The sequence below is a fragment of the Blastococcus sp. SYSU DS0753 genome, assembly GCF_054051175.1.
Genome location: NZ_JBJHAT010000043.1, coordinates 1 through 12,698, shown reverse-complemented (window position 1 = coordinate 12,698; position 12,698 = coordinate 1). Strand labels below are relative to the sequence as shown.

Genomic DNA, 12,698 nt, shown 5'->3' with positions numbered 1-12,698 from the left:
TCGTCGTCGTCTCCGCCACCGTCACCGCCTGACCCGCCACCCGGGCCGCCTCGGTCGCGTTGTGCGCGATCTCCCGGATCGCCGACTCCATCTGCGACGACCCCGTCGCCACCGTGTCCACGCTCGAGGCCACCGCACCCGCAGAGGTCACCACCTCATCGGCCTGGCCGGCCGCGAGGCGGGCGTTCTCCCGCATGCCCTCGGCGGCGCCGCTGAGCTGGTGGGAGGCCGTGGCCAGGCGGGTGGAGGAGTCGTTGACCAGCAGCAGGACGTTGCCGATCGAGTCCAGCGTGTGGTCGAGCGACGCCGCCATCTCGCCCAGCTCGGCGCCACCGGTACGACCCGCCCGCACCGTCAGGTCACCAGCGGCCACCTGCGCGAGCACCTCGCGGATCCGCTGCACGGGCCGGGTCACGCCGCGAGCGACCACCATCGCCAGGACCACGGCGACCAGCAGGCCGGCGGCGATGATCAGCAGGGTGAGCGTCCGCGCCGTCTCGTAAGCGTCCTTGGCGTCCTCCGCCGTCGCCACCGCAGATGCGGCCGCGGCGTCGGTCGCCTCGATCAGCGACTCCTCGATGATGGTCTCGTTCTCGGCCATGGTCTGCAGCAGCCCCGGCATCGCAGCGGGGTCGGTCCCGCTGACCGCCTGGAGCTGGGCGAGGGCCGCGAGGTAGTTCTGGGTCGCCGTCGCGAACGTCTCGTACGCCGCCCGGGCCGCCGCGTCCAGGGGCATCTCACCCACCGCGGCGATGTGCTCGGCGAGCGACTCGCTGGAGGCCGCGGTGCCCCGCTGCGCCTTGGCGATCGTCTCGGGGGGCAGCGTGGGGATGGAGGCCCGCGCAACATTGGTCGACAGACGCCACCAGTCGCTCTCGAGCTCCTGCAGCCCGTGGAGCGGGACGGCGCCGTTGTCGTAGACCTGCTTGGACTGGTCACTGAGGGTGGACATCCGGTCGATGCCGAAGGCGCCCACCCCCACGGTGGTCAGCGCGACGACGAGGATCGAGCCCAGCAGGCGGCCGCGCAGCCCGATGCCGGACAGCCCCCGGGGCTGCTGGTCGTCCCGCGCCGTGTTCGCCGCGGTGTCGGGGTCCTGCACGCGCTCCATGCCTGCTCGCTCTCCTGGAAGTCGGTCGGTCCGAGAGGACCGTCGTCCTGCTCATCGGCAGGCCGAACGGTGGAGTTCACCCCAGTCGTGGAACGGCTCCACCGGTAGGGGTGCGCGGGACGCGCGACGGCGCCGCCCCCGGGTCGGGGGACGGCGCCGTCGGGCGTGCCGGGTTGGTTCAGACGGTGAAGCGGGCGACCGCCTCCTGCAGCTCCCCGCTCATCCGGGCCAGCTCCGCGGCGGCCCGCTGCGCGTCCTCGACCCGCTGGTTGGTCTCCTGCGTCCCCGCGGCCAGCCCCGAGATCGCCGCGGCGATGTCCTGCGAACCACTCGCCGCCTCGGCCACGTTGCGGTTCATCTCGTTCGTCGTCGCCGTCTGCTCCTCCACCGCCGCAGCGATCGTCGCCTGGAAGTCGTTGATCTCCCCGATCACCGCACTGATCTTGCCGATCGCATCCACCGCACCCGCGGTGTCACCCTGGATCGCCTCCACCCGCTTGGAGATGTCCTCGGTCGCCCGCGCCGTCTCCTGCGCCAGCTCCTTCACCTCGCTGGCCACCACCGCGAACCCCTTGCCCGCCTCACCGGCGCGCGCGGCCTCGATCGTGGCGTTCAGCGCCAGCAGGTTCGTCTGCTCCGCGATCCCGTTGATCAGCTTGATCACCGTGGCGATCTCCTGCGAGGAGTCACCCAGCTTCCCCACGGTCTTCGTCGTCGTCTCCGCCACCGTCACCGCCTGACCCGCCACCCGGGCCGCCTCGGTCGCGTTGTGCGCGATCTCCCGGATCGCCGACTCCATCTGCGACGACCCCGTCGCCACCGTGTCCACGCTCGATGCCACCGCACCCGCAGAGGTCACCACCTCGTCGGCCTGGCCGGCCGCCGCCCGGGCGTTGGCGGCGATGCCCTCGGCGGCGCCGTCGAGCTTCTGCGAGGCGTCGGCCAGTCGGTTCGCGGAGTCGCCGACCAGCCGCAGCACCCCGCCGATCGAGTCGAGGGTCCGGTCGACCGAGGCCGAGACGCGGGCCAGCTCGGCGCCGCCGGTCGGGCCCACCCGGACGCTGAGGTCGCCGTCGGCCACCCGGTCGAGCACCTCGCTGATCCGCTGCACCGGGCGGTTGATGCTGCGGGCCACCAGAACGGCCAGCCCGACCGACACGACGAGGCCGATCCCGATGACGAGGAACGTCAGCGTGCGCGCCGCCTCGGCGGCGTTCCTCGCGTCCTCCGCGATGGCGTCGGCGAACTCCGACTGCGCGTCGGCGGCCTCGGTGAGGGCGGCGATCGCCTCGATCTCGGCGGCGTCGAGCTCGGCGCCGGCGGTCTCCAGCTGCGCCAGCTGGGCCGGGTCACCGCTCTCGAGGGCAGCGATGATCTCGCCGAGCGTGGTGAAGTAGTCGGTCATCGCGGGCTCGAAGCGCTCGAAGGCCGCGCGCGACGCGGCACCCAGCGGCTCACCGTCGACGAGGCCGGTCAGCTCCTGGATCCGGGCCTGCACCTCGGTGGCGCGGGCCTGGTACTGGGCGACCGCCTCCGGCTGCAGCCCGGGGATCGTGGTGCGCGCCGAGTTCGCCTGGTACTCCCACCAGGCCGACTGCAGCAGCCGGATCTCGTCCAGCGGCACCGTGCCGTCGTGGTAGATCTGCTCGGCCTGGTCGCTGAGCACCGCCATGCGGGAGGCCCCGATGACGCCGACCGCCAGGGTGGTCAGGGCGACGAGCAGGATCGCCAGCAGGAGCCGGCCCTGCAGACCGACCCGGCGGAACAGCCCGCGCCCTCCCTCCGCCGCGTGGTCGGAACCGTGCTGAGCCGTTGGTGCGACAGCGGCGTCCATGCCGAGCCTCCCGAGGGACAGAACCGCTCCACCGGCGGTCGACTTCCCGGGTTTTCGGCAGATCGCGCGCCGGATTGAGCCGACCCAAGGCTGGAGTCACTCCAGCGGAGCACGAACGGCTAGAGCGACCTCAGGAAGGTGGCGACGCCGTCCTCCTCGTTGGTCCCCGTGACGTCGGTGGCGACGGCGAGCAGGTCGGGGTGCGCATGCGACATCGCGACCGCCCGGCCGCCGCCGTCGCGCACCCACTCGAAGGCGGCGATGTCGTTGGGCATGTCGCCGAAGACGACGACGTCCTCGGGGCCGATCCCGTGCCGGGCGGCGACCGTGGCCAGGCCCGACGCCTTCGTCACCCCGGTCGCGGAGATCTCCGCGAGGGCATCCGTCGACGAGCACGTGACCGTCGCCCGCCCGCCGATGACCTCCTCCACCAGGGCCACGAACTCGTCGCGCGGCAGCTTCTCGTGGCGGGCCAGGAGCTTGGCGACCGGTTGCTCCAGCATCTCCTCCAGCGTCGCCTCGGCGACCCCCGGCGCGTCGACGTCCCACCGTGGCTTGTAGATCGGCTCGTGACGGAACTCCAGCCCGTACTCGACCGCGAACCAGGTGTCCGGCTGCCGCCGGCGCAGCTCGGCCGTGACCGACCGGAGGACGTCGGGGTGCACCGGCTCCTCGTGGAGGATCTCGAAGCTCTCCAGGTCCAGGAGCACGGCGCCGTTGCAGCACACCGCCGTCCCGTAGCCGAGCACCTCGCGGATCCGGCGCATCCACCGCGGCGGGCGGCCGGTGGCCAGCACCACCGGGACGCCGTCGGCCCGCCAGCGCTCCAGCTCGGCGACGGTCGCCTCGCTGACCGTGTCGTCCCAGCGCAGGAGCGTGCCGTCCATGTCGCTGGCGATCAGGCGGGGACGCCAGTCAGCCATCGAGCACCGCCTCCAGGTACCGGGCGACCCCGTCGGCGCGGTGGCCGCTGGTCACGTGGGTGGTGACGGCACGAACCGCCGGGTGCGCGTTGGCGACGGCGACGGCCCGGCCCCCGGCCTCGGCGACCGCGGTCAGCATCGGCAGGTCGTTGGGCATGTCGCCGAACACGAGGACGTCGGCGAGGTCGACGCCGAAGCGCTCGAGGGCGACGGCCAGGCCGGTGGCCTTGGTGATCCCCGGCGGCAGCACCTCGATGAACCCGAGGCCGGCGTGGGTCAGCTCGGCGTCGGCCGGGTCGACGACGGAGCGGGCGAGCGCGAGCAGCTCGTCCTGGCCGATCGTGGGCGAGCGCAGGAAGACCTTGAGCACGGCCTCGGCCGGCAGCACCTCGTCCTTGGCCACGAGCTCGGCGTCCTCGGGGTAGGGCCAGTCGAAGCCGTGCTGCACCCGCAACGCGCCGCGCGCCTCGCCCTGATGAGCGGCGTCCTCCACCGCCAGCACGAGGTCCCCGGCCACCGACTCGATCCGCTCGATGACCGCGGCCGCCTGGCTCCGCGGAAGGGCGACTGTGCGCAGCACCTCGTCGCGTTCCAGGTCGACGACGAAACCGCCCTGCGCCAGCACCGCGATTCCGCGCCCACCGAGGGCGACGCGCACGCTCTCCAGCAGCCGGGGGCCGCGGCCGGTGACGCCGACCACCGGGATACCGGCGTCCCAGCAGGCGGTCACCGCCGCCCGGGTGCGCGGGCTGACCTCGCCGGCGTCGTCGAGGAGGGTGCCGTCGAGGTCGGTGGCGACCAGCTTGGGCCGCCACGGGCCGAGGTCACCGAGCTCCACGACCTGGTCGGCGCCGGGCAGGACGCCGTAGGCCTGCAGAGCCTTCGGCGCGGAATCGCTCATGCCGCGGGCGGCGGGACGGGGACCGCCAGGGTCATGCCGGGGGTCAGCGCCTCGACGCCCCCCAGCCACGGCCGCAGCGCCACCGGCACGTGCACCGAGCCGTCGGCCCGCTGGTGCACCTCGAGCAGGCAGGCGATGGTGCGGGCGATGGCGCAGAGCGTGCCGTTCAGCGTGGCCGCGGTCTGGTTCTTCCCGTCCTCGTCCCGGTACCGGATGGTCAGCCGGCGGGCCTGGAAGGTGGTGCAGTCCGAGGTGCTGGTGAGCTCCCGGTACGTGCCCTGGGTGGGGAACCACGCCTCGATGTCGTACTTGCGCGTGGCGCTGGTGCCCAGGTCGCCGGCGGCGATGTCGACGACGCGGTAGGGCAGCTCCAGGGCCTGGAGGAACTCCTCCTCCCACGCGAGCAGCCGCAGGTGCTCGGCGGCGGCGTCCTCCGGCCGGCAGAAGCTGAACATCTCGACCTTGTCGAACCAGTGCACCCGGATGATGCCGCGGGTGTCCTTGCCGTAGGAGCCTGCCTCGCGGCGGAAGCAGGAGGACCACCCGGCGTAGCGCTTCGGGCCCTGCGCGAGGTCGAGCACCTCACCGGCGTGCATGCCGGCCAGCGCCACCTCGGAGGTGCCGACGAGGTACAGGTCGTCGCGCTCGATGCGGTACACCTCCTCGTCGTGCTCGCCGAGGAAGCCGGTGCCCTCCATGGCGCTCGGCTTGACCAGGGCCGGGGCGACCACCGGGGTGAACCCGGCCGCCACCGCCCGGCTGATCGCCAGCTGGGCCAGCGCGAACTCCAGCAGCGCGCCGGGGCCGGTGAGGAAGTAGAAGCGGGAGCCGGAGACCTTGGCGCCGCGCTCCATGTCGATGGCGCCGAGGGCCTCGCCGATCTCGATGTGGTCGCGCACCTCGAAGTCGTAGGTGGGCACCTCGCCGACGGTGCGCAGGGTGACCGCGTCGTCCTCACCGCCGGGCGGGACGTCGTCGGCGACCACGTTGGGGATGCGCAGGTGGACCTCGCGCAGCGCGGCGTCGGCGGCGCGCTGCTGCTCCTCTGCCTCCTTGACCTCGGCGGCCAGCGCCTTGGCCCGCTCCAGGACGGCCGGGCGCTCCTCGGGGCTCGCCTTCTTCACCGCCTGGGAAGCGCTCTTCTGCTCGGCGCGCAGGTCGTCGGCCCGCTTCACCGCGTCGCGGCGGGCGGCGTCGGCGGCGAGCAGCCGGTCGACCAGGGACTCGTCGGCGCCCCGGGCACGCTGGCTGGCACGGACGACGTCGGGGTGCTCACGCACGAGTCGCAGGTCGATCACGGGACAACAGTAGGTGAGCCGCCCTGCGAGGGGCCGACGGCGGCGCGGAGCCCGGAGGGCTTCCGACGACGTGGCCACCAGAGCGCGGTGGCCCGCCGAACCGTGCGATGTCGTGGCGATCAGCCGCTGATGGCCACAAGTTCGCATGGTTCGGCGCGGTCGTCACGGTCCGGCGAGGTACGGGACACTGGGGCAATGCGCTTCCTGCAGCGGCCCTCGCACGACCTCACCTACTCCGACGTCTTCATGGTGCCCAACCACTCGACGGTCGGCTCGCGGCTCGAGGTCGACCTGACCACGCCGGACCGCGTGGGCACGACCATCCCGATCGTCGTCGCCAACATGACCGCGATCTCGGGACGGCGGATGGCCGAGACCACCGCCCGCCGGGGCGGGTTGGCGGTGCTGCCGCAGGACATCCCGGTCGACGTCGTCACCGAGGTCGTCTCCTGGGTGAAGACCCGGCACCCGGTCTACGACACCCCGATCACCCTCGCCCCCACCTCCACCGTCGGCGAGGCGCTGTCGCTGCTCACCAAGCGCGCGCACGGGATCGTCGTGGTGGTCGAGGACGGCTCCCCCGTCGGCGTCGTCACCGATGGCCAGTGCCAGGGCGTCGACCGGTTCACCCAGCTCGCCGAGGTGATGACCCGCGAGCCGCTCACCATCCCCGCCGGCACGGACCTGCCGAAGATCTTCGACGTGCTCTCCGGTGAGCGGGTGAGCGCGGCTCCCGTGGTGGACGGCGACCGGCTGGTCGGCGTCATCACGAAGAAGGGCGCGCTCCGGTCGGCGATCTACACGCCGGCGGTGAACACCGAGGGCCACCTGCTCACCTCGGCCGCCGTGGGCATCAACGGCGACGTCGCTGGCAAGGCGGCGGCCTTGCTGGCCGCCGGGGTGGACGTGCTGGTCGTCGACACGGCGCACGGGCACCAGGAGAAGGCGATCGAGGCGGTCCGCGCGGCGCGCTCGGTGGCCGGCTCCGTGCCGGTGGTCGCCGGCAACGTGGTGACGGCGCAGGGCACGCGCGACCTGATCGAGGCCGGCGCCGACGTCGTCAAGGTCGGCGTGGGCCCGGGCGCGATGTGCACCACCCGGATGATGACCGGCGTCGGGCGGCCGCAGTTCTCCGCCGTCGAGGAGTGCGCCGCGGAGGCCCGTTCGCTGGGCAAGCACGTGTGGGCCGACGGCGGCGTGCGGCACCCCCGCGACATCGCGCTCGCGCTGGCCGCGGGCGCGGCGAACGTGATGGTGGGCTCCTGGTTCGCCGGCACCTACGAGTCGGCCGGTGACGTGCACGAGGACGGCGGCCGGCTGTACAAGGAGTCGTTCGGCATGGCGTCGGCGCGCGCGGTCAAGGCCCGGACGGCGACCCAGACCGGGTTCGAGCGGGCGCGGGCCGGCCTCTTCGAGGAGGGCATCTCCTCGTCCCGGATGTACCTGGACCCGGCCCGCCCCGGCGTCGAGGACCTGATCGACCAGATCGTGGCCGGCGTGCGGTCGTCGTGCACCTACGCGGGCGCGCGGACCGTGGACGAGCTGCACGAGCGGGCGGTGCTGGGGGTGCAGAGCTCGGCCGGCTACGAGGAGGGCCGGCCGCTGCCGACGTCCTGGTGAAGGCGCTCCCGCTCCCCGTCTTCGAGGAGCTGGTCGCCGACGCCCTCGACCAGGTGCCGCCCGAGCTGATGGGGCTGCTGGACAACGTCGTCGTCCTGGTGGAGGACCGGAACCCCGACGAGCCGGAGCTGCTCGGGCTCTACGAGGGGTACGCGCTGACCGAGCGCGGCTGGGACTACGGCGGCTCGCTGCCGGACCGGATCATGATCTACCGCGAGGCGATCTGCGACATCTGCGAGACCGAGGAGGAGGTCGTCGAGGAGGTCACGATCACCGTCGTCCACGAGATCGCGCACCACTTCGGCATCGAGGAGGACCGCCTGCACGAGCTCGGCTGGGGCTGACCCCGGCGTCTCGTGCACGAAGCGCCGGGTGGTCGGTGCGGCACCGACAGCCGAGTGCGCAGTCGTTTCCGCCGACACGGGCGGACACGCCGGGCAGACCGACCACAAGTCAGCACTCGGCCGCTCCGAGGGCCCTAGTAGCGTGGGACGACGTGCCCGAGAACAGCGCCGGCCGGTTGCCGATCAAGATGCTGCACGACCGCATCCTGGTGTCGCTGCGCCGGGAGGACGGCGAGCGGCGCTCCACCGGCGGCATCCTCATCCCGGCCACCGCGCAGGTCGCCAAGCGGCTGGTGTGGGGCGAGGCCAAGGGCGTCGGCCCGAGCGTGCGCCAGGTCAAGATCGGCGACCAGGTGCTCTTCTCCCCCGAGGACCAGCACGAGGTCGAGGTGCACGGCGAGGACCTGATCATCCTGCGCGAGCGCGACGTGCACGCCGTCGCCGCCGAGCGCATCGAAGAGAGCACCGGCCTCTACCTCTGACGGGCGCGGCTTGCCACCGGTGCGGTGGCCCGCCATCATGCTCGCATGATCAACAGCGTGCGGCCGCAGGCCCTCGCCGTCGGCGTCTGGGCACTGTTCGTCGCCGCCTCGGCGGTCCTCGCCGCGCAGCCGGGTGACCCGGGGACCGTCCCGGGCGGCTGGCTCGTCGCGCTCGCGGTCCTGGGCGTCCTGGCGGCGGGGAGCAGCCGGGTGGCGTACGCCGTCCTCGTCGCGCTGAACACGGTGCTGCTGGCCACGGCGCTGCTGCTCGCCGTCCCCATCGAGCCGACGATCGGCGCCTTCTACGCGCTGGTCGCCGCAGCACTGGCGGCCCTCGTCGGCATCCCGCTGGTCGCCCGCCGGGGCTCGGTCACCCCGACCGCCTGATCGGCCCCTCCGCGCCCGCGGCTCAGGCGGGTGGATCGGGCTCCGGGGTGCGGGCGTGCTGCTCGATCACCCCGGTCATGTCGGTCAGGAACCGGTGGACGACGGCGAGCTCGGCGTCGGAGTAGCCCTCCATCGCCGCCAGCAGGTCCCGCTGCAGCCCGCCGAAGAACTCCGCCCCGGCGGCCATCGCCTCCGATGACATCTCCAGCGTCACCCGGCGGCGGTCGGCGTCGTCCCGCACCCGGCGCAGGTGGCCGGCGCGCTCCAGCCGGTCGACCAGCGCGGTCACCGACGCCGAGCTCAGCTCCACAGCCGCGCCGAGCCGGCCCGCGGTGAGCGCCTCACCGCGGCGGGCGGCGTCCATCACCGCCACCAGCGCCCGGACGTCGGTGCGCCCCAGCCCGTGCAACCCGGCGAACCGCTGCCCGACCGCATCCAGCTCCACGGTCAGCCGGCGGAGGAGCAGCGCCAGCTCCTGCCGCGCGGGATCGACCTCGGCCACCACACCTCCGTTCGCGCGCGGCACGAGACCGCCCTAATCTCTCGATCACCGAGATGATCGACCATCAAGGAAATGCGATGCCGCGCCGCACCCCCGTCCTCCGCTGGATCCTGCCTGCCGTCGTCGCCCTGCTGTGGCTCGGGCTGGCCGGACCCCTCGGCTCGTTCAGCGGCAAGCTCGGGGAGGTCTCGGAGAACGACTCCGCCGCCTTCCTCCCCGACAGCGCCGAGTCCACCCGGGTGACCGAGCTGCAGCAGCGGTTCCGCACCGAGCGCACGCTGCCGGTGATCCTGCTCTGGGAGAGCGAGGACGGCGCGCTCGACCCCGCCGCGCTGACCGAGGCGCAGGAGCGGGTCGAGGAGGCGGCCGCCCTCGCCGAGGACGCCGGCGCGCTGGCCGGCGAGCCGTCGCCGCCGATCCCGTCGGAGGACGGCGAAGCGGTGCAGGCGGTGCTGCCGTTCGACCCGGACCTGGGCGACGCGCTGGGGCAGGTCATTGCCGACCTGCGCGATCTGCCGGGCATCGACGGCACCACGGCGTACGTCACCGGCCCGGGCGCGATCTTCTCCGACTTCGCCGAGGGCTTCTCCGGCATCGACGGCCTGCTGCTGCTCGCCGCGTTCGGCGTCGTCCTGCTCATCCTGTTGGTCGTCTACCGCAGCCCGCTGCTGCCGCTGCTGGTCATCGGCACCGCCGGCCTCGCGCTGGTCGTCTCCCTTGCCGTCGCCTACTTCCTGGCCGACCGGGGCTGGATCACGGTCAACGGCCAGAGCCAGGGCATCGCCTCGATCCTGGTCGTCGGCGCGGCCACCGACTACGGCCTGCTGCTGGTCGCCCGCTACCGGGAGGAGCTGCGCCGCGAGCGGTCCCCCGTCGCCGCGATGAAGGTGGCGCTCCGGCAGTCGTGGGAGCCGATCCTCGCCTCCGGCGGGACGGTGATCCTCGGCGTCCTCTGCCTGCTCTTCTCCGACCTCGGCTCCAACCGCGCGCTCGGCCCGATCTCCGCAGTCTGCATCGCCTTCGCCATGCTCGCCGCGCTCACCTTCCTGCCCGCGGTGCTGGTCCTCTTCGGCCGCGCGGCGTTCTGGCCGTTCCGCCCGAAGTACGGCGAGGAGCACGCGCACGGGAAGGGCTGGGAGCGGGTGTCCGCCTCGGTCGGGCGCCGTCCCGGCCGGTACCTGCTCGGCAGCGGCGCCCTCCTAGTGGTCATGGCGCTCTTCCTCCCCACCTTCGACGCCGACGGCATCCCCCTGTCGGAGGCGGTCCGTGGTGGCTCCGAGTCCGGTGCGGGGCAGGAGGCGCTGGCCCGGCACTACCAGGCCGGCGGCGCCAGCCCGGCGGTGATCATCACTCCCGCCGACGGCTGGCAGGACGTCGCCGACGCCGCGTCGCAGGTCGACGGCGTCGCCGGGGTGGCGCCCTTCACCGGTGGGGGCCCGCCCGGATCCGGGGACGCCGAGCCGGTCGTGGCGGACGGACTGGTCCGCATCGACGCCACGCTGGCCGACGCCCCGGACAGCGAGGCCGCGCAGAGCACCGTGGCCGACCTGCGGACGGCGGTGCTCGACGTCGACCCCGACGCCCTCGTCGGCGGCTCGACCGCCCAGGACCTGGACACCCAGGAGACCGCCGCCCGCGACCTCGCAGTGATCGTGCCGCTGGTCCTGCTGGTGATCACCGTCGTGCTCGCGATGCTGCTGCGGGCGGTCGTGGCGCCGCTGCTGCTGGTGGGCACGACCGCGCTGAGCACCGCCGCGACCGTCGGCGTCGCCGCGCTGGTCTTCGAGCACCTCTTCGACTTCCCGGGCAGCGATCCGCAGGTGCTGCTCATCGGGTTCGTCTTCCTCGTGGCCTTGGGGATCGACTACAACATCTTCCTCATGACCCGGGCCCGGGAGGAGTCGACTCGGCACGGGGCGCGGGCCGGCGTCCTGCGGTCGCTGGCGGTCACCGGCGGGGTGATCACCAGCGCCGGGCTGGTGCTCGCGGCCACCTTCGGGGCGCTGACCGTGCTGCCGCTGGTCATCCTCATCCAGCTCGGGTTCCTCGTCGGCTTCGGCGTCCTGCTCGACACCTTCGTCGTCCGGACCCTGCTCGTACCCTCGGCCGTACACCTGATCGGCGACAAGGTCTGGTGGCCGGGCCGGCTGGCGCAGGGGCCCACCGAGCCGGCCGCGCCCACGGAGGAGCGCGGGCTGGAGCGCAGAAAGGACCCCGCTGCCCCCCACCACTCGCGAGCTCGCGGCGGGACCCTGCAGCGGGGCCGCTGACGTAGCGCGAGGATGGCGTCGTGGATCCGTTGCGCGTGGCCGTGCTGGGACCAGGTGGCGTCGGCGGGCTGCTCGCCGCTCTGCTGGCGCGCCAGCGGCACGCCGTCACCTGCCTGGCCCGGCCGGGGACCGCGGCACACCTCGACGAGCACGGCGTGCGGGTGACCAGCGACCGCTTCGGCGAGCTGACGGCGCGGGTGCGCGGCGCCGAGCGGCTGGACGGCCCGGTCGACGTCCTGCTGGTGACGACGAAGGCCACCCAGCTGGAGGAGGCGCTCGGCCGCGTGCCCGCCGACGTGCTGGGCGGCGCCGTCGTGGTGCCGCTGCTCAACGGCGTCGAGCACCTGGCGGCGCTGCGCGAGCGCTACCCGGCGGCGCGGGTGGTCGCCGGCACGATCCGCGTCTTCGCCGACCGCCCGGCGCCCGGCGTGGTGCGGCACGACGGCGAGCTGTGCGCCGTCCAGCTGGCGCCGGGCGCCGAGCCGCTGGCCGACGCGCTGACCGCCGCCGGGGTCGACGTCACGGTTCGACCGGACGAGGCCGGCCTGCTGTGGGACAAGCTCTGCTTCCTCGCCCCCATGGCGCTGCTGACCACCCAGGCCGCGGCCCCTCTCGGCACCGTGCGCGACCAGCACGGCGAGGAGCTCGCCGCGGTCATCGGCGAGGTCGCCGCGGTGGCGCGGGCCGAGGGCGCCGCCTCCGACGCCGCCGCCACCCGCGAGTTCGCCTGGTCGCTGCCCGACGGCATGCGCTCGTCGATGCAGCGCGACGCCGAGGCGGGCAACCCGACCGAGCTGGAGGCCATCGGCGGGGCGGTGCTCCGGGCGGCCGACCGGCACGGCGTCGACGTCCCGGTCACCCGGCGGATCGTCGAGGAGCTCCGCACCCGCGCGCGGTGACGGCCCCGTCCGGAGGCTCGCCGCGAGCCTGCGAGCGGTGCGAGGGACGGGCGGCCCCGTCCGGAGGCTCGCCGCGAGCCTGCGAGCGGTGCGAGGGACGGGCGGCCCCGTCCGGAGGCTCGCCGCG

At 73.8% G+C, this 12,698-nt stretch carries 12 protein-coding genes; 6 read left to right on the top strand and 6 right to left on the bottom strand.

The genetic code is table 11. From position 1 onward, the window contains the following. The 5 genes from ACI799_RS20795 to serS all read right to left on the bottom strand — a co-directional run. A partial coding sequence (locus tag ACI799_RS20795) for an MCP four helix bundle domain-containing protein (RefSeq protein WP_456613836.1) occupies nucleotides 1-1,111 on the bottom strand: 1,111 nt, incomplete at its 3' end. A gap of 178 nt (nucleotides 1,112-1,289) precedes the next feature. Next, nucleotides 1,290-2,945, bottom strand: coding sequence for a methyl-accepting chemotaxis protein (locus tag ACI799_RS20790; protein WP_456590304.1), 1,656 nt, complete (start codon nucleotides 2,943-2,945; stop codon nucleotides 1,290-1,292). 119 nt (nucleotides 2,946-3,064) lie between these two features. Continuing rightward, nucleotides 3,065-3,868, bottom strand: coding sequence for an HAD family hydrolase (locus ACI799_RS20785; protein WP_456590303.1), 804 nt, complete (start codon nucleotides 3,866-3,868; stop codon nucleotides 3,065-3,067). Next, entirely contained in the window at nucleotides 3,861-4,769 is a 909-nt protein-coding gene (locus ACI799_RS20780; RefSeq protein WP_456597352.1) for an HAD family hydrolase, read from the bottom strand. The genes ACI799_RS20785 and ACI799_RS20780 overlap by 8 nt, the downstream gene beginning before the upstream one ends. Next, complete coding sequence (serS, locus tag ACI799_RS20775) at nucleotides 4,766-6,067, bottom strand: serine--tRNA ligase (protein WP_456600513.1); 1,302 nt, start codon at nucleotides 6,065-6,067, stop codon at nucleotides 4,766-4,768. The genes ACI799_RS20780 and serS overlap by 4 nt, the downstream gene beginning before the upstream one ends. A gap of 195 nt (nucleotides 6,068-6,262) precedes the next feature. On the opposite strand from serS, the gene ACI799_RS20770 reads away from it, so the two are divergent. The 4 genes from ACI799_RS20770 to ACI799_RS20755 all read left to right on the top strand — a co-directional run bounded on the left by ACI799_RS20770 (nucleotide 6,263) and on the right by ACI799_RS20755 (nucleotide 8,900). After that, nucleotides 6,263-7,687 (top strand): GuaB1 family IMP dehydrogenase-related protein, encoded by a 1,425-nt coding sequence (locus ACI799_RS20770; protein WP_456613835.1) that lies wholly within the window; start codon nucleotides 6,263-6,265, stop codon nucleotides 7,685-7,687. Continuing rightward, complete coding sequence (locus ACI799_RS20765; protein WP_456590299.1) at nucleotides 7,684-8,031, top strand: metallopeptidase family protein; 348 nt, start codon at nucleotides 7,684-7,686, stop codon at nucleotides 8,029-8,031. The genes ACI799_RS20770 and ACI799_RS20765 overlap by 4 nt, the downstream gene beginning before the upstream one ends. Before the next feature lie 152 nt (nucleotides 8,032-8,183). Then, a complete protein-coding gene (locus ACI799_RS20760; protein WP_456590298.1) occupies nucleotides 8,184-8,513 on the top strand; it encodes a GroES family chaperonin in 330 nt (109 codons plus the stop codon). Between the two features lie 45 nt (nucleotides 8,514-8,558). Then, entirely contained in the window at nucleotides 8,559-8,900 is a 342-nt protein-coding gene (locus tag ACI799_RS20755; protein ID WP_456600510.1) for a hypothetical protein, read from the top strand. A gap of 22 nt (nucleotides 8,901-8,922) precedes the next feature. Here the strand turns inward: ACI799_RS20755 and ACI799_RS20750 are convergent, their stop codons facing one another. Further along, the gene (locus ACI799_RS20750; protein WP_456600509.1) at nucleotides 8,923-9,402 is read right to left on the bottom strand and encodes a MarR family winged helix-turn-helix transcriptional regulator; all 480 of its coding nucleotides are present in this window, start codon (nucleotides 9,400-9,402) and stop codon (nucleotides 8,923-8,925) included. A 77-nt stretch (nucleotides 9,403-9,479) separates the two neighbouring features. Between ACI799_RS20750 and ACI799_RS20745 the strand changes: the two genes are divergently transcribed. Both ACI799_RS20745 and ACI799_RS20740 read left to right on the top strand, forming a co-directional pair. After that, nucleotides 9,480-11,672, top strand: coding sequence for an MMPL family transporter (locus ACI799_RS20745; RefSeq protein WP_456613834.1), 2,193 nt, complete (start codon nucleotides 9,480-9,482; stop codon nucleotides 11,670-11,672). 20 nt (nucleotides 11,673-11,692) lie between these two features. After that, nucleotides 11,693-12,571: a ketopantoate reductase family protein gene (locus ACI799_RS20740; RefSeq protein ID WP_456597357.1), complete on the top strand. Its 879-nt coding sequence runs from the start codon at nucleotides 11,693-11,695 to the stop codon at nucleotides 12,569-12,571. Nucleotides 12,572-12,698 lie beyond the last annotated feature (127 nt).